Genomic DNA, 16969 nt, shown 5'->3' with positions numbered 1-16969 from the left:
TAGATAGATAATGTACTGCGAGATAATTTAATGAAAAAAGGCTTTATGCTTGTTTGCGATGGAAGTAATGGCGCAGGTAAAACAACAGTAATAAAAACAATTGAGCAGTACCTAAAAAACAAAGGCTTAGACGTTATTGTTACGAGAGAGCCAGGTGGTACACCTATAGGCGAGAAAATCAGAGAAATTATTCTCGATCCAACAACTCCTGAAATGTGTAATTTAACCGAGCTCATGTTATTTGGGGCAGGTAGAGCACAGCATATTAATGAAAAGATACTGCCAGCATTAGCGGCAGGAAAAGTGGTTATTTCAGATCGTTTTGATGCTGCAACATTCAGCTTTCAACATTATGCTCGAGGCATTGATTTAGATACCATATGCAAAATTAATGATATGGCTTTAAACGGTTTTTCTCCTGACATGAATATTATTTTGGATCTGGACCCTAAAGTTGGACTTGAGCGTGTAATGCAACGTGGTGAAGGCTTAGACCGAATGGAAGATGAAAAAATGGAGTTTTTGGAGCGAGCAAGAAATGGTTATTTAACTCAAGCAAAACAGAATCCAAGTAAATTTACAGTAATAGATGCATCACAAACCCAAGCTGAAGTGGCTGAAGAAGTGATAATAGCCATCAATAAACTTATTGAAAATCAATCTACTTCTTAATTTTGATAGTGAATATTTATTACTAAACTTGATACATTTCACGTTTTAGTCAGCGTTTATATTTAATAACCGAGCCTGATGCATAACTCAAGCATCAACTTATAGCAAAACTTAGAGTATCAATAGGTTACTTACATGAAAAGCTGGTTAGCTAAAGAACAAACCTTATTTTCACAGCATATTACGGCAGGAAACTTACCTCATGCCATATTAATAAGTGGAGTAAAAGGAAGTGGTAAAGAAGACTTAGCAAATTGGTTAATTCAAGTCATTCAATGTAAAAACGTTATTCAAGGTGCTATTTTACAGCCTTGTCGTCAATGTAAACATTGTAATTTATTACTTAAAAACAATTATCCGGATCACTCTACGGTAATACCTGAAAAAAATTTATTGGGAATCGACAGCGTTCGAAAAGTCAGTACTTTTTTTGAAAAAACAGCGCAAATAGGTAATATTAAAACGGTACTCATTCCTGAAGCAGATAAAATGACAGTTGCTGCCGCTAATGCTTTACTAAAAACTTTAGAAGAGCCAACAAATAATAGTATTATCGTTTTATTATCAGATGAACATGATACTTTATTGCCAACCATTATTAGTCGGTGCCGTTTATTTGAAATAAGACCGCCTTCAGGTGAATTATTAGCTCAGCATATAAATGTTAATAATAAAAATCAGAGTGCTTTTATTAATTTAAGTCACTTACCCGAATTAAGCAGTGATGAATTAGCCAACGAATATTTACTTTTTGAACAGACTTTTTTAAATTTCCTCACACATAAAGAGGGAGTGACAGCAGTGATTAAAATGGTTGCAAATTCACCTCATGGTTTACGTTGGTTAGAAAAGGTTGTTACAAATGCAATGAGGGGGCTTTGTGGTTGGGAAAGTAGTATACAGGTCGAAAATCAATCTACTTTACTAAATAATAATATTTTATGGCATATTTACAATCAAATAGTCGCTACAATAAGCCAGAGTAAAGAGCTAAGTCAGGCAAATAATCAATTTATGATTGAAAAACTGATTATAGATATTGATAATAGTTTATCTAATGCAAACATCGGGAGTAAGCATTGAAAAATATATACGTAGAATTTATTTCAGAACGAGAATTATATCAATCTTACATGCCATTTTTAAAAAACGGGGGCCTTTTTTATAAAACGAATGCAAAACTTGAATTAGGTACTGAAGTTATACTTGAAGTTTCTTTACCCGATGCTTTGGAGAATTCAGAAGTTAAGGGGGAGGTGTGTTGGTTAACACCTATAGGCTCACAAAGTGGAACTCCAGCAGGAGTTGGCGTTAGTTTTACTGATGATCCTGACAATATAAGAAATCAAATTGAAAAATATATAGCTCGCTTTTTAAATTCATCAGATCCTACTTTAACCATGTAATTATTATTAGGTTGTTATATTAATAACCTAATACCTTTCTTTATCCTTTGTTAATTCACTATTATTGGAGAGTAGTTTGTTTATCGATTCACATTGTCATTTAGACCGTTTAAAACTTGAAGAATTTGACAATAATTTAGATAAGGTTCTTGAGTCAGCCGCACAGGTCAATGTTGAACATATCCTTTGTGTAAGTGTTACTTTAAAAGATTTTCCTGCTATGGCAGACATCACAAAGAAATATGAAAATGTATCTCTATCATGTGGAATGCATCCTTTAAATCAAGAAGATGAAGTCGATGAAGGTGAATTGTTGACATTATCTCAAAATGAACGTGTTATTGCGGTGGGTGAAACCGGGCTTGATTATTTCTATGCGCCTGAAACTAAAGAAGTGCAATTAGATTCTTTTATTAAGCATGTAAGAGTGGCTAATAAAGTGAATAAACCTCTTATTATTCATACTCGTGATGCCCAGGAAGATACCCTGAAAGTATTGCGTGATGAAAATGCACAAAACGTAGGTGGAATTTTACATTGCTTTACTGAAAGCTGGGAAATGGCTGAACAAGCCATTGATTTAGGCTTTTATATTTCTTTTTCTGGTATTGTTACCTTTAAAAATGCAACAGAATTAAGAGAGGTGGCTCAAAAAATACCAGACGATAGAATATTGATTGAAACCGACTCCCCTTATTTAGCGCCGGTTCCTCATCGAGGTAAACAAAACCAGCCAGCTTACGTGGTTGAGGTTGCAAAACATCTTGCGAGTATCCGTGGCCAATCTGTGGAGCACATAGCAAAAATTTCTACGCAAAATTTCAATACTTTATTTAACAGGTAAGGTTTAGTAGATAAAAATAACCCCAAACTATCACTAGTTTAGGGTTGAGGGGGAGGTTCAAATAAAGAACCCATGCTAAAAAGCCTATCCGTAAAAAATAATAATGCAGCGAGCAATTATTTTTCGTTAAGTTAATTAACTTAGTAATAACTAAGTGTAGTGTAATATCTTATTAATGCTAATTTATTTTTAATATTTATTACTTATTGATATTTATATATAAAAAGCATGCTTTATTTATCTATTGGTGTTTTGTGATAGCATTTAAATTTATTTAGCCTTTGTAATATAATATTTACGATAGATTGAATATTTGAACCTGTGACTTTTGCATTATTTTTATAAAAAATTAACAGCTCCTAAATCAAATTCATATTTTAGTTTTTAAAAACGATATTTTGGATGTAACGCCTATATGGCTGAACTATTATTGTATGATTAAATATGTCATTATCTTTTCAATATTTTTTGTATAAAAGTCTTTTGTGTTAAATCGTCTCTGGATCAGCTTCTTTTTTATTGCCTTTATTTCAGCCTTGTATCAATGGGGAGTCATGGGTGATGCTCTTATCTTTGAAAAAATAATTAAGTCTATTTTTGATATGTCTTCAGTTACTGTAGACATTGCTATTGGATTAATCGGTATATTAGCTTTTTGGCTAGGTATGATGAAAATAGCAGAGAATGCAGGCCTCATTAATAAGCTCGCAATTGCTATTTCGCCATTGTTTTCTAAATTAATGCCTGAAGTACCCAAAGGGCATCCTGCTATTGGCTCAATGACAATGAATTTGTCAGCTAATTTTTTAGGCATAGATAACGCAGCAACGCCATTAGGGTTAAAGGCGATGCAAGATTTACAAACGTTAAATCCCAAAAAAGATACAGCTACTAATGCTCAAATTTTATTTTTAGTGTTAAATACTTCTTCTGTTACTCTGTTTCCTGTTGCTGTTTTTGTTTATAGGGCACAGCAGGGCGCTGTAAATCCCACCGATGTTTTTATTCCTATTATTTTAGCTACGTTTGCTTCCACATTTGCAGGATTACTGGCTGTAGCAACTGTTCAAAAAATAAAATTGTATCACCCAGTGGTGTTGCTTTACTTATCTGCTGCTATCGCCCTTATTGGTGGTGTTACGGTCTATTTTGCTGCGTTAACGTCTCAAGCATTATCAACACAGTCATCCTTATTTGGTAATATATTAATATTTAGCACGCTCATTCTTTTTATAGCCGCAGCGGTTCGTAAAAAAATTGATGTATATAACAGTTTTATTGAAGGCGCTAAGGAAGGATTTGAAACAAGCATTAAGCTTATTCCTTATTTACTGGCCATGTTATGCGCTATTGGCGTATTTCGAGCTAGTGGTGCTTTAGATGTAATTGTCGACATATTTAGAAGTCTTGCAATATTTTTAGGCATGGATACACGTTTTATTGATGCGTTACCTACCGCTATGATGAAACCTTTAAGTGGTTCAGGCGCAAGAGCTATGATGATTGAAACCATGAATACTCATGGTGCAGATTCTTTCGCAGGTAGGTTAGCTTCTATCATTCAAGGTTCAACAGAAACCACTTTTTATGTACTTGCTGTGTATTTTGGCTCTGTCGGTATTAAGTACAGTAGGCATGCCGTAAGCTGTGGTTTAATTGCTGATGCAGCGGGTATTATTGCCGCCATAAGTGTTTGTTATTGTTTTTTTGGCTAATTTATCTTCTTTATTTTAATGTTTTATCTTCTTATTTATTATCCTTTCTTTTGGTAGCCAATATGGCTTATAGAACTTTATTTTTATTATCTTTGTGTAATTGTCGACAATATTTGTTGCTTATGGTTGATCTATTTTATTTATCGCCTATAATCCTACCATTCAATAAAATATGTCGACAATTTTATGTCTTTAGATTTTGTACCTTTAAAAAATCCAACACACTTAGCTCCAGTAACTACTGCTGATAAAGTTTACGAGCAGCTTCTCCATCAAATTGTAAGTGGGAAGATACGAGCAGGCAGTAAAATAAGTGAGCCTGAACTCGCTAAGAAGTTTGAAATTAGTCGTTCTACTTTGCGCGAAGCATTGAATCGATTAGAAAAATGTCACTTAATTGAACGCAAAGCCAATGTAGGTTCACGTGTTGTAGATTGTTCAATTGAAGGATTGTTAGAGCTCTATATTACACGTGAAGCGCTAGAAGGCATGGCGTGTAGACAAGCTGCAATGAACATGACTGATGACGAAATTGTTAGCATGCGAGAAATGTTAGAAGAGCATGGTAAGCAACAAGATCTAAAAGATGGTATTTCTTATTACCAAGAAGAAGGAGATGTGGATTTCCATTACAAAATAATTCTAGGTAGTCACAACCAACAGCTTATTAATATTCTTTGCGGCCAGTTATACCATCTGGTTCGTATGTACCGTATTCAATTTGGTATGAAAAGCTCAAGAGCAACACGTGCTTTTCAAGAGCACTCTCAAATTATTCAAGCAATCGCAGACAGGGACGGTGAACTAGCCGAATTTTTAATGCGTCGCCACATTGCAGCTTCTCGTAAAAATATCGAAAGAAAAATAGCCGAACAGATTTAATTAACTATTCATTTATTAAAATGGGGATAAATATGACTTTAATACAATCACCAGGTAAAAAATTTAGACAAGCATTACAAAACAATAAACCACTACAAGTGGTGGGAACCATCAATGCTTATTGTGCCATGATGGCAGAAAAGTTAGGGCATCAAGCTATTTACCTTTCTGGTGGTGGTGTTGCTAATGCTTCTTACGGGTTACCCGATTTAGGCATGACATCGTTAAATGATGTTATTGCAGATGTACAACGTATAACGTCGGCATCAAGCTTACCTTTACTTGTTGATATTGATACAGGCTGGGGTGGCGCTTTTAATATTGCTAAAACTGTTCGTGATATGGAAAAAGCGGGAGCGGCGGCGGTTCATCTTGAAGATCAAGTAGCTCAAAAGCGTTGTGGCCATCGTCCAAATAAAGAAATTGTTTCAATTGAAGAAATGGTAGACCGTATCAAAGCGGCTGTTGATGCACGAACTGACCCAGATTTTTTTATTATGGCGCGTACAGATGCATTCGCACAAGAAGGCTTAGAATCAGCAATAGAAAGAGCTAAAGCTTATGTAGCCGCAGGTGCTGATGGTATTTTTGCTGAAGCAATAAAAACAGAAGAGCATTATCGTGCCTTTTCAGAAGCATTAGATGTTCCACTACTTGCTAATATTACAGAGTTTGGGCAAACAGAGCTTTGGAATAAAGAACAACTAGGTGAGTGGGGCTGTGCCATGGTGCTTTATCCTTTATCTGCTTTTAGAGCAATGAATAAAGCTGCAGAATCGGTTTATAAAACATTATTAGCTGATGGCGACCAAAAAGCTGAAATCGACAATATGCAAACACGTATGGATTTATACGATTACCTTGGCTATCACGATTACGAACAAAAGCTAGATAGCCTATTTGCTGAAGGCAAAAACAAATAAAAACAATAAATAATTCAAATTACAATTTGAAAATAACGATTAAAAATTACTGATACAACAAGTTAGTTAAGGAACATATTATGGTAGATAAGAAATTAAGTGGTGCAGGTTTACGTGGTCAGAGTGCTGGCGAAACAAAATTATGTACAGTGGGTAAATCAGGAAGTGGTTTAACGTATTGTGGTTATGATGTTGCTGATCTTGCTGAAAACTCAACGTTTGAAGAAGTAGCCTATTTACTTTTTAACGGCGAATTACCTAATCAAGCACAATTAGATGCTTATAAAGCTGAATTAAAAACCATGCGTGATTTACCTGAAGCGGTAAAATCAGTATTAAAACTTATTCCTAAAGAAACTCATCCTATGGATGTTATGCGTACGGGTTGTTCTATTTTAGGTAATATTGAACCAGAAAGTGACTTTTCTGAAGCACGTCGTGCTGCAAATCGTTTACTTGCGGCTTTCCCTGCGATTATGTGTTACTGGTATAAATACTCCCACGATGGTGTAGAAATTGATTGTATGACTGATGAAGATTCATTAGGTGGTCATTTCTTACGTTTATTAAACCAAAAAGAACCTTCAGAGCAGCATAAACGTGTAATGGATGTCTCATTAATTTTATATGCAGAACACGAATTTAACGCTTCTACTTTTACCGCACGCGTATGTGCCTCAACATTATCAGACATGTTTTCATGTATCACAGGTGCTATTGGTACTTTACGTGGCCCACTTCACGGTGGGGCTAACGAAGCTGCTATGGATATGATCCTTAAGTTCAAATCTCCAGCCGATGCTAAAGAACAAATGGCTGGCATGTTAGAGCGTAAAGAAAAAATAATGGGCTTTGGTCACGCTATCTACCGTACTTCTGATCCTCGTAATGTAGTGATCAAGGCATGGTCTGAAAAGCTAGCCGCTGAAAATGGTGATACTTCTTTATACGATATTTCTGTAGCGTGTGAAGAGTTTATGTGGGACACCAAAAAGCTATTTTGTAATGCTGATTTTTTCCATGCGTCAACTTATAACTATATGGGCATTCCAACTAAGTTATTTACGCCAATTTTTGTATGTTCGCGCTTAACTGGCTGGGCAGCTCATGTAATGGAGCAACGTGTTAATAACCGTATTATTCGTCCGAGTGCTGATTATACAGGAGCAGAGCCACGTAAGGTTGTTGCTATATCTGAAAGGTAATTTGACTGGTTATTTTTCATAAGGTTTTCGTTAGAATGTTCTCGCATAGGAAAAACTATGCGTCGAACATTCTGCCTTGAACTAATAGTCAATAACTCGAATATATTAATAGGGGGAGTGTATTAAGTGATAGTTTACCTCACTTCTTTTCCCTTATAAAAAGTGGAATAAACTATGAATTACGATTATCGCAAGCCGTTGCCTGGCTATAAAGTAAACGGCGTTAACATTGATTTTTTTGATACGCGTGAAGCGGTTGAAGCAATTACTCCAGGTAGCTACGCCAAGCTACCTTACACCTCTCGTGTATTAGCTGAGCAGTTAGTACGTAGATGTGACCCAGCAACACTAACTGATTCGTTAAAACAGCTTATAGAAAGCAAACAAGAACTTGATTTTCCTTGGTATCCTGCACGAGTTGTTTGTCATGATATTTTAGGTCAAACAGCATTGGTTGATCTTGCGGGTTTACGTGATGCGATTGCTGAACAAGGTGGTGATCCGTCTAAGGTTAATCCTGTTGTACCCACTCAGCTCATTGTAGATCATTCACTTGCCGTGGAAGCTCCGGGTTTTGACTCTGATGCCTTTCAAAAAAACCGTGATATAGAAGATCGCCGTAACAAAGACCGCTTTAAATTTATTGAGTGGAGCAAAACCGCTTTCAAAAATGTTGATGTTATTCCTGCGGGTAACGGCATTATGCATCAAATTAATTTAGAAAAAATGTCGCCTGTTATTCAATTGCGTGACGGTGTTGCTTTTCCTGATACTTGTGTGGGTACTGATTCACATACGCCACATGTTGATGCTTTAGGTGTTATTGCTATCGGTGTTGGTGGTTTAGAAGCTGAAACCGTTATGCTGGGTCGTCCATCTATGATGCGATTACCTGATATTATTGGTGTAAAACTAGTAGGTAAACGTGCGCCAGGCATTACGGCAACAGATATGGTACTTGCTATCACTGAGTTTTTACGTAATCAAAAAGTGGTTTCTAGTTATTTAGAATTTTTTGGAGAAGGGACAACAGATTTAACCATTGGTGACCGTGCAACTATCTCAAACATGACACCTGAATATGGTGCATCAGCAGGTATGTTCTACATAGATCAACAAACTATTGATTACTTAAAGTTAACAGGTCGTGAGCCTGAACAAGTCGAATTAGTTGAAACATACGCAAAACATACAGGACTATGGGCCGACGATTTAGTTGAAGCTCAATATCCACGTGTTATTGAATTTGATTTATCTACCGTATGTCGTAATTTAGCGGGCCCATCTAATCCACATCGTCGTTTAGCAACGGCAGATCTTGTATCTAAAGATATTGCTAAAAACTTAGATGCCTGTAAAGCGCAAGAAGCCAATGGCGAAATGCCAGACGGCGCGGTAATTATTGCGGCTATAACGTCTTGTACAAATACCTCTAATCCACGTAATGTTGTGGCTGCTGGTTTAATTGCAAAGCGTGCTAACGAATTAGGTTTGGTTCGTAAACCTTGGGTTAAGTCTTCATTTGCACCCGGTTCAAAAGTAGCAAAACTTTACTTAGAAGAAGCTGGTTTATTATCAGAAATGGAAAAACTAGGCTTTGGTATTGTAGGTTACGCTTGTACTACGTGTAACGGCATGTCGGGAGCATTAGATCCTAAAATTCAACAAGAGATTATTGACCGCGACCTATACTCAACTGCGGTATTATCAGGTAATCGTAATTTTGATGGGCGTATTCATCCCCACGCTAAACAAGCTTTTTTAGCATCGCCACCATTAGTTGTTGCTTATGCATTAGCTGGAACGATACGTTTTGATATTGAAAAAGATGTATTAGGTCAAGACCAAAAGGGTAATGACATTACCTTAAAAGACATTTGGCCATCAGATGAAGAAATAGATGCCATTGTTAAATCTGCTGTAAAACCTGAACAATTCAAGAAAATTTATACCCCAATGTTTGACTTAGGTGCTTTTGAGCCTGCTGAAAGTCCGCTATACGATTGGGATCTTAAAAGTACTTATATTCGTCGACCTCCTTATTGGGAAGGTGCATTAGCGGGCGAACGTACTATGAAAGGTATGCGTCCTTTAGCTGTGCTAGGTGACAATATCACAACAGACCATTTATCACCGTCAAATGCTATTCAGTTAAATAGTGCTTCAGGGGCTTATCTTCATAAAATGGGATTACCGGTAGAAGATTTTAACTCGTACGCAACACACCGTGGTGATCATGAAACAACGCAACGCGCAACGTTTGCTAACCCTAAACTGTTCAACGAAATGTGTCGAGACGAAAGCGGCAAAGTTAAACAAGGTTCATTAGCACGTATAGAGCCTGAAGGTGTTGAATCTCGTATGTGGGAAGCAATAGAAACCTATATGGAACGAAAACAGCCTTTAATTATTATTGCTGGCGCTGATTACGGTCAAGGCTCATCACGTGATTGGGCAGCTAAAGGTGTTCGTTTAGCAGGTGTTGAAGTGATTGTATCAGAAGGTTTTGAACGTATTCACCGTACTAATTTAATTGGTATGGGGGTTTTACCGCTTGAATTTATTAATGGTGATACACGTAATACTTATAGCATTGACGGTACTGAAACTTATGATGTTGAAGGTACGACAGCACCAAGTGGAGCTATGACTGTTGTCATGACTAGAGCTAATGGTGAAGTCATTGAAATTCCAGTTAAATGTCGTTTAGATACAGCTGAAGAAGTCTCCGTTTACAATGGCGGCGGGGTATTGCAAAAGTTTGCTACCGATTTCTTAAAGTCTAACGGCTAAGAGGTTAATTAACCTTTGTTCGTTGTTGGAAGTGCTCATTGACGTTCGTCAACTCCGCGCTTCCGCCTAGAACAAACTTAATGTAACTCTCTTATACATCAAACTTGATGTTATTTATATTAAAGCAGCAAATGGGTAAAACTAATTGCTGCTTTTTAGTTTAGCAATGATTTATTAGATCATAGAAAACCGCGAAGGTTAAATATGTAGTTAACAAGGCGAATAAAAGGAGCATAGATTTCTATGTGACGTTATTCAACGAAGTTAAAACACATTTTAGCAAGCGGAAAATAAGTATGGAGATAAATATGTCCAATGTTCCTCAAGTAAAAATTCCTGCTACCTATATTCGTGGCGGCACATCGAAAGGTGTTTTTTTTAATTTAACTGATTTACCTGAACGTTGTCAGGTCGCGGGTGAAGCACGAGATAATATGCTTTTACGTGTTATAGGTAGTCCGGATCCATACGGTAAACAAACAGATGGTATGGGTGGTGCAACTTCAAGTACGAGTAAAACCGTTATTGTAGCTAAAAGTGAGCTTGCTGATCACGATGTCGATTATTTATTTGGCCAAGTCGCTATCGACAAAGCCTTTGTCGACTGGAGCGGTAACTGCGGTAATTTAACAGCAGCAGTAGGTTCTTTTGCTATTTATTCTGGATTAATTGATGCTGGTAGAATACCTGAAAATGGTGTTTGTACTGTGCGTATATGGCAAGCTAATATAAAGAAAACCATTATAGCCCAAGTACCTATTACAAATGGTGAAGTACAAGAAACCGGCGATTTTGAATTAGATGGGGTAACGTTTCCAGCAGCGGAAGTTCCCGTAGAGTTTATCGAACCTGTTGATCCTAGTGAGGCTATGTTTCCTACTGGAAATGTTGTTGATGAACTTGAAGTCCCAGAGATAGGTACTTTTAAAGTGACTATGATCAGCGCTGGTATTCCAACTATTTTTTTAAATGCTGAAGATCTTGGTTTTACAGGAACGGAGCTACAAGATGATATAAATAATGATGAAAAAACATTAGCCCGTTTTGAAAAAATTAGAGCTTACGGCGCTTTAAAAATGGGGCTTATTACGGATGTTTCAGAAGCCCTAGCCCGACAACATACTCCTAAAGTTGCTATTGTTTCACCCGCTAAAAGCTATCAATCATCAAGTGGTAAGCAAATTAATACAACCGATATTGATTTAAATGTGAGAGCATTATCAATGGGGAAACTGCATCATGCAATGATGGGGACTGCCGCTGTCGCCATTGGTGCAGCTGCCGCTATTCCCGGAACGTTAGTGAACATAGCCGCCGGTGGTGGTCATTGTTCATCAGTAACTTTCGGCCATCCATCGGGCACATTAAAAGTAGGTGCCCAAGCGAGTTTAGTTGATAACCGTTGGATTGTTAATAAAGCGATAATGAGCAGAAGTGCTCGTATTTTAATGGAAGGTTACGTTAGAGTACCGGGCGATAGCTTTTAGTCAGTTATGGTTACTGTTTACAACCTTTATATGAGCTTTATTAGTCATAGTGTTTTAGAGGCTTTTAGCCTCTTTTTTATTTTAAAAAATTATTTTAACTTTTCAACTTACCGCTAATATATTTCTTCATTTCGTTGTGAATTAGATAAATTGAACTACATTTAAACTAATTGTTTATTTGGAAGTTTAAGTATGAATTTATTTAAAACGTTATCAGTATCAGCAAAAATTTATCTAATTCCTATAATAGGAACGATTTCATTTGTTATTTACTTAACGCTCTCAACATTTAATGCGAACGGAAATGTAGATATTCTTTCAGATGCTAAAAATGTTCAATTTCCTGTTGTTCAATATTCTAAGGAGGTCTCGGTAGCTATTGTAAAAATATCAGAGCTCCTTAATTCAGCAGTTACAACAGGAGATGAAGACAGTATTCACAATGCTGATGAAATAGCTATCAAAATTAAAGAATTGATCACAAAGATCGGCGCTACAAATGACCGTTTTTTAAATATCCAAACAAAAATGAGAACAGAATTTGATGACTACTATACTCAAGCGAAATCACTTTCGTTAAGTATGGTAAATGAAACAGCTGATTTTGAGAGGTTACCAACATTAGGAAAGAGTATGAATCAGGCATTTGAGCTTATTCTAACGACAGTTAATGACTTTAATTCAGAACAAGTTCACGAATTTGAAGAAACAATTCTTCGAGCAAACCAGTCTGCTCAATCCATGGTAACAATAGGGTTTATTATGGGAGTGATCACCATAATATTATTATTTGGTACAGCTATTCCTATCATTTCAGGTATTAAATCATCCATTGCTGAAGTTGTAAGTTCCTTAAAAGATATAGCTGAAGGCGAGGGCGATTTAACCGTACGTTTAACGGCTAAAACAGAAGACGAAATTGGTCAACTCGTACATTGTTTTAATTTATTTATGGATAAGTTACAGACAACAATCAAACAAGTGGTCGATATAGCTTCCCCATTATCTGAAATGGCTATTTCAGTGAGCACTACAGCCGTAGAAACCAATAAAATCACTTTAGAGCAACAAGAAGGAGCCTTACAAACAAAAGATGCTGTAGAAAATATGAATATGAGTGTAAAAACTGTTGCTCAAAGTGCTTCTTTAGCTTCATCAGCTTCAACAAAGGCTTCAAGTATTTCTAAAGAGGGGGCAATAGTTGTAGAGAAAACAGTACAAACAATACACTCTTTGGCTAAAACAGTAGAAAATTCATCCATTGTGATTGATAAGCTAGATGATGATAGTAAGCAGGTTGGTGCTGTTTTAGATGTTATTAAAGGTATTGCAGATCAAACCAATCTATTAGCGTTAAATGCAGCAATTGAAGCAGCACGTGCTGGTGAGCAAGGTCGTGGTTTTGCTGTTGTTGCTGATGAAGTGAGAACTTTAGCGTCAAGAACACAAGATTCTACTACTGAAATTCAAAAAACGATTGAGCAGCTGCAAATTGCAGCACGTTCAGCTGTAGAGGCAATGAGTAATGGAAGAAGCTTAGCTGAAAAAGGTGTATCAGAAGTAAGTCTAGCTGGGGAATCACTTGCGGCTATAACTTCGTCAGTTGAGCAAATTAATGCCATGACAAGTGATATCGCACAAGCAACGAATGAACAGTCTACAGTCGCAAGCGAAATAGTCTCGCATGTTGACCATATTAGTATTACAACCAAAGTTACACATCAAGCATCGGAAGAGCTCGCCGAGGTCAGTAGTCATTTAGCTGATTTGGCTAATAACCTTCAAATATTAACCAATGGATTTAAAGTCTAATTAATGAAAATAAAGAGGTATAACATGGAACAGCTGAAAAAATGTAAAGTTGCTTTATTAATAGCGGGAGTTTGTTGCTCAGCTCCCTCTATAGCTGATGTAAAATTTAATGGCTTCGCATCAATTAAAGGAGGATTAACATTTGACGATCCCAAAGATCGGAATAGTAATGGTAATTTTGATGCCGAAGAAGTGATACTCGATGGATTATACGATAAGGACTTATCCTTTAAACCGGAAAGCCTGTTTGCACTTCAAGTATCTTCAGATCTTGGTGAAGGGTTATCAGTCACTGCTCAGTTATACGCAGAAGGAAGAAATGACTTTGATTTAGAAGCTCGTTGGGCATATTTATCTTACGATATAACTGATGAATGGCGTGTTAATGTTGGTCGTATGGTATTACCTATGTTTTATAAATCTGAGTCAGAAAAAATTGGTTATACCGTTATAGGTAATAGGTTGCCGCGTTCTGTTTATGATGATTTTAATTTTTCTGTGGTAGAAGGTGTTAGATTAAATAACTCAACTGAATTAGGTGATTGGTCTATTAATTCATCTTTTGGTTATTATTCTTGGGAAGGTGATTGGGAAGCGTTTGATTCACTTTATAATACTAAATTTGATAAAATATTAAGTGTAAGTACTGAATTTAATTATGACTGGTTAACGTTATTTGCAGGTGGTTTTATTACTGAGGCTGATTTTAGCGAGCTCGATAATGCTGTATTATTTGATGGTCCTACAGGAATTAATAATGCTGCAGCTTCATTTGGAGTATCGGCTGATGAAACAGCGAGATTAAGAGATACCGTTGGATTGAGTGGCGATGGAGAGTATTACTATTTAGGTGCAGCTGTTGATTATAATGATTGGTTATTTACTGCAGAATATGCTGATTATGGTATTAAAGATTCTGGTAATTCGTTCAGCGAAGTTTATTATGTAATGGCTGGTAAACGTATTAATGAATATACCATTTTATATACGTATGAAAGTTTCGATCAACCAATTGATTATTCTTCGTTAAATGACTTTACCCCCGCAGCTCAAGCTATTGGTAAAAATGTAGTTGATGCTTTATTTGATAAAAAATTTAAAACACAAACATTAAGTTTACGATATGACTTCCATTCTAGCGCAGCATTTAAAATAGATGTTTTTAGAACGAAACTTGGTGATTTTAGTGATAATTACAATGGTGCATCGTTCGGTATAGATTTAGTATTCTAAGGGGAGAATAAAATGAAAAAAATTATTACATTGACAGCTTCTCTACTATTTTGTAGTTCTGTATTGGCAGGAGGAGTCGTTATAGTTCATCCATCCAATAATGCGAATCTAGACAATAAGAGTATTTCAAAAATATTTTTAGGGAAATCAAAAAAATTTCCAGATGGAAGCGATGCAACACCTTTAAATTTAGATTCAGGTGATACAAGCAAAGAGTTTATCAAAGAAATATTAGGAAAATCAGAAAGCCAAATGAAAGCTTATTGGTCTAAGTTGCTCTTTACTGGTAAAGGCCAAGCGCCTGAATCTCTAGCTAGCGATGCTGAAATTATAGCAAGAGTAAGTAGTAATCCTAATATGATTGGCTATGTTAGCGATGGAGCTAATATTGACGGCGTAAAAGTTGTATCTAAGTTTTAATGGTATTAATGTGTTATTTCAAAGCCGGCGTTATGTCGGCTTTTTAATTTTATCAATAAAATTAGCTTATTTGAGTCGATATTCCTTTAAATTGAAGCGCTATACCTGTATGTTATGCGTTTTTTACTGACTAGAATGTTTATGATGAACAAACTTGCAGAATACGAACTTATTCTCAAACAAGTTGAAGCTATTGCTAGTGAAGAGTCTGATGTTATTGCCAACATGGCTAATATTAGTGCCTTATTATTCGAAAGCTTAAGTGATGTAAATTGGGTCGGATTTTATCGCGTATTGTCTGATGAACTGGTTTTAGGGCCTTTTCAAGGTAAAGTCGCTTGTATTCGTATTCCTTTAAATAAAGGTGTATGTGGTAGTGCTGCTGGCAAAGCTAAAACGATACGTGTTGCTAATGTTCACGATTTTTCTGGTCATATAGCATGCGATGCTAATAGTAACTCTGAAATAGTTGTTCCTTTAATTATTAATGATAAGGTAGTTGCTGTTTTAGATATTGATAGTCCAATATACGAACGTTTTGATGAAGATGATCAAACAGGTTTAGAAAACATAATAAATCTATTTGAAAATATCATCATTAAGCATGGCGTGATAAACTAGTGAAAGAATTTGTTGTTATTCATGATTACCTAGTTTCAGAAGCTGTTGTTGGCGACTGGGATGGTGATGAAGAAATAGTGGCTGAGCGTATCAATGAAATTTATCATTTGATTTACGATTTAGCCGAAGAAGACATTGCGACAGAAGAGTTAGAAAAACTTTTAGCTCTGGTGTGGGATACTTGGATAGGGCAAGATAGTTTGCCTGAATTAGAAAGTGAAGATATTTATGACTGGTGCCGACACTTGTTGGAAAACCGTGAGCAGTATCTCGAAAATTAAGATTATTTGTGAAAAGTTGATTTATGGAAACTAAACGTACTAGTACTAAAGAAATTATTGCTTATTTAGCTGAAAAATTTCCCGCTTGTTTTTCTCTTGAAGGACCAGCTAAACCATTAAAAATAGGCATCTTTCAAGACTTAGCCGAAAGATTAACGGATGATGAAACTGTTAGTAAAACACGTTTAAGACAAGCGCTTAGACATTACACTAGCAGTTGGCGTTACTTAAAGTCGGTAAAAGTTGGTAGCGTTCGAGTTGATATCGACGGTAACGATGCTGCTGAAATCGATCAAGTACAAGCTGATTACGCCAGTAAAACGTTAAAAGAAAGCCAAGAAAAATTTGGTAACAATAAACAGAAAGATAATAAACCGAAAAAGCAGTATAAAGATCATAAGGCAGCTAAAGATCAAGGTGAAAAACCTGATCAAAAAGCTAAGTTTAAGGCTGTAAAGTCTACTAAACGATCAAATGTTAAGACGGAAGTTAAACTTCAACCTGTTACAGCTGATGCAATAATTGTGGGTAAAAAAGTTAAAGTACAGTTAAGTAACTCTCCAATGAACGCAACAATTACCGAAGTTTCAGGTAAAGATATCACTGTTCAATTAGATTCTGGAATGGTTGTTAAGACTCAAGTTAAAAACATATTTACTGAATAATCGGAGTTTA

Annotated in this window: 16 protein-coding genes; all 16 read left to right on the top strand. The window is 36.1% G+C overall.

Translation table 11 applies throughout. The annotated features are described in order from the left end of the window. The first annotated feature begins 30 nt into the window (after positions 1–30). The 16 genes from tmk (at position 31) to proQ (ending at position 16959) form a co-directional block, all read left to right on the top strand. On the top strand, positions 31–672 hold the full coding sequence (gene tmk, locus B0X80_RS18025) for a dTMP kinase (RefSeq protein ID WP_077342826.1): 642 nt from the start codon (positions 31–33) through the stop codon (positions 670–672). 135 nt (positions 673–807) lie between these two features. Then, entirely contained in the window at positions 808–1755 is a 948-nt protein-coding gene (locus B0X80_RS18020) for an AAA family ATPase (protein ID WP_077342824.1), read from the top strand. Beyond that, a complete protein-coding gene (locus B0X80_RS18015; RefSeq protein ID WP_076417860.1) occupies positions 1752–2078 on the top strand; it encodes a PilZ domain-containing protein in 327 nt (108 codons plus the stop codon). The genes B0X80_RS18020 and B0X80_RS18015 overlap by 4 nt, the downstream gene beginning before the upstream one ends. Positions 2079–2154: 76 nt before the next feature. Next, complete coding sequence (locus tag B0X80_RS18010) at positions 2155–2922, top strand: TatD family hydrolase (RefSeq protein WP_077342822.1); 768 nt, start codon at positions 2155–2157, stop codon at positions 2920–2922. 485 nt (positions 2923–3407) lie between these two features. Next, on the top strand, positions 3408–4637 hold the full coding sequence (locus tag B0X80_RS18005; protein WP_077342820.1) for a nucleoside recognition domain-containing protein: 1230 nt from the start codon (positions 3408–3410) through the stop codon (positions 4635–4637). Positions 4638–4823: 186 nt separating this feature from the next. After that, positions 4824–5519 (top strand): GntR family transcriptional regulator, encoded by a 696-nt coding sequence (locus tag B0X80_RS18000; RefSeq protein ID WP_077342818.1) that lies wholly within the window; start codon positions 4824–4826, stop codon positions 5517–5519. A gap of 32 nt (positions 5520–5551) precedes the next feature. Further along, complete coding sequence (prpB, locus tag B0X80_RS17995) at positions 5552–6442, top strand: methylisocitrate lyase (RefSeq protein ID WP_077342816.1); 891 nt, start codon at positions 5552–5554, stop codon at positions 6440–6442. Positions 6443–6522: 80 nt separating this feature from the next. Then, on the top strand, positions 6523–7647 hold the full coding sequence (gene prpC, locus B0X80_RS17990) for a bifunctional 2-methylcitrate synthase/citrate synthase (protein WP_077342814.1): 1125 nt from the start codon (positions 6523–6525) through the stop codon (positions 7645–7647). 174 nt (positions 7648–7821) lie between these two features. Further along, on the top strand, positions 7822–10440 hold the full coding sequence (gene acnD, locus B0X80_RS17985) for a Fe/S-dependent 2-methylisocitrate dehydratase AcnD (RefSeq protein WP_077342812.1): 2619 nt from the start codon (positions 7822–7824) through the stop codon (positions 10438–10440). A 308-nt stretch (positions 10441–10748) separates the two neighbouring features. Then, positions 10749–11927, top strand: a complete 1179-nt coding sequence (gene prpF, locus B0X80_RS17980) for a 2-methylaconitate cis-trans isomerase PrpF (protein ID WP_077342810.1) — start codon at positions 10749–10751, stop codon at positions 11925–11927. A gap of 192 nt (positions 11928–12119) precedes the next feature. Then, complete coding sequence (locus B0X80_RS17975) at positions 12120–13739, top strand: methyl-accepting chemotaxis protein (protein ID WP_076417868.1); 1620 nt, start codon at positions 12120–12122, stop codon at positions 13737–13739. A 24-nt stretch (positions 13740–13763) separates the two neighbouring features. Further along, positions 13764–14972, top strand: coding sequence for a hypothetical protein (locus tag B0X80_RS17970; RefSeq protein WP_076417869.1), 1209 nt, complete (start codon positions 13764–13766; stop codon positions 14970–14972). A 12-nt stretch (positions 14973–14984) separates the two neighbouring features. Further along, complete coding sequence (locus B0X80_RS17965) at positions 14985–15392, top strand: type 2 periplasmic-binding domain-containing protein (RefSeq protein ID WP_077342808.1); 408 nt, start codon at positions 14985–14987, stop codon at positions 15390–15392. 141 nt (positions 15393–15533) lie between these two features. After that, a complete protein-coding gene (locus tag B0X80_RS17960; protein ID WP_077342806.1) occupies positions 15534–16013 on the top strand; it encodes a GAF domain-containing protein in 480 nt (159 codons plus the stop codon). Then, complete coding sequence (locus B0X80_RS17955; protein ID WP_077342804.1) at positions 16013–16294, top strand: hypothetical protein; 282 nt, start codon at positions 16013–16015, stop codon at positions 16292–16294. Before B0X80_RS17960 ends, B0X80_RS17955 begins: the two co-directional genes overlap by 1 nt. Positions 16295–16317: 23 nt before the next feature. Further along, positions 16318–16959, top strand: coding sequence for an RNA chaperone ProQ (gene proQ, locus B0X80_RS17950; RefSeq protein ID WP_077342802.1), 642 nt, complete (start codon positions 16318–16320; stop codon positions 16957–16959). Positions 16960–16969 lie beyond the last annotated feature (10 nt).

The organism is Pseudocolwellia agarivorans (assembly GCF_002000085.1).
In the GTDB taxonomy this organism is placed as follows: domain Bacteria; phylum Pseudomonadota; class Gammaproteobacteria; order Enterobacterales; family Alteromonadaceae; genus Pseudocolwellia; species Pseudocolwellia agarivorans.
The sequence above is the reverse complement of the archived record's forward strand: the minus strand, read 5'-3'. Positions and strand labels throughout refer to the sequence as shown.

Excerpts from the sequence above, each read along its gene's own strand:
- B0X80_RS18020 (WP_077342824.1), top strand. The coding sequence starts at position 808 with ATGAAAAGCTGGTTAGCTAAAGAACAAACCTTATTTTCACAGCATATT.
- B0X80_RS18000 (WP_077342818.1), top strand. The coding sequence starts at position 4,824 with ATGTCTTTAGATTTTGTACCTTTAAAAAATCCAACACACTTAGCTCCA.
- prpC (WP_077342814.1), top strand. The coding sequence starts at position 6,523 with ATGGTAGATAAGAAATTAAGTGGTGCAGGTTTACGTGGTCAGAGTGCT.
- B0X80_RS17970 (WP_076417869.1), top strand. The coding sequence starts at position 13,764 with ATGGAACAGCTGAAAAAATGTAAAGTTGCTTTATTAATAGCGGGAGTT.
- B0X80_RS17965 (WP_077342808.1), top strand. The coding sequence starts at position 14,985 with ATGAAAAAAATTATTACATTGACAGCTTCTCTACTATTTTGTAGTTCT.
- B0X80_RS17960 (WP_077342806.1), top strand. The coding sequence starts at position 15,534 with ATGATGAACAAACTTGCAGAATACGAACTTATTCTCAAACAAGTTGAA.
- proQ (WP_077342802.1), top strand. The coding sequence starts at position 16,318 with ATGGAAACTAAACGTACTAGTACTAAAGAAATTATTGCTTATTTAGCT.
- prpF (WP_077342810.1), top strand. The coding sequence starts at position 10,749 with ATGTCCAATGTTCCTCAAGTAAAAATTCCTGCTACCTATATTCGTGGC.
- prpB (WP_077342816.1), top strand. The coding sequence starts at position 5,552 with ATGACTTTAATACAATCACCAGGTAAAAAATTTAGACAAGCATTACAA.
- tmk (WP_077342826.1), top strand. The coding sequence starts at position 31 with ATGAAAAAAGGCTTTATGCTTGTTTGCGATGGAAGTAATGGCGCAGGT.
- B0X80_RS17975 (WP_076417868.1), top strand. The coding sequence starts at position 12,120 with ATGAATTTATTTAAAACGTTATCAGTATCAGCAAAAATTTATCTAATT.
- acnD (WP_077342812.1), top strand. The coding sequence starts at position 7,822 with ATGAATTACGATTATCGCAAGCCGTTGCCTGGCTATAAAGTAAACGGC.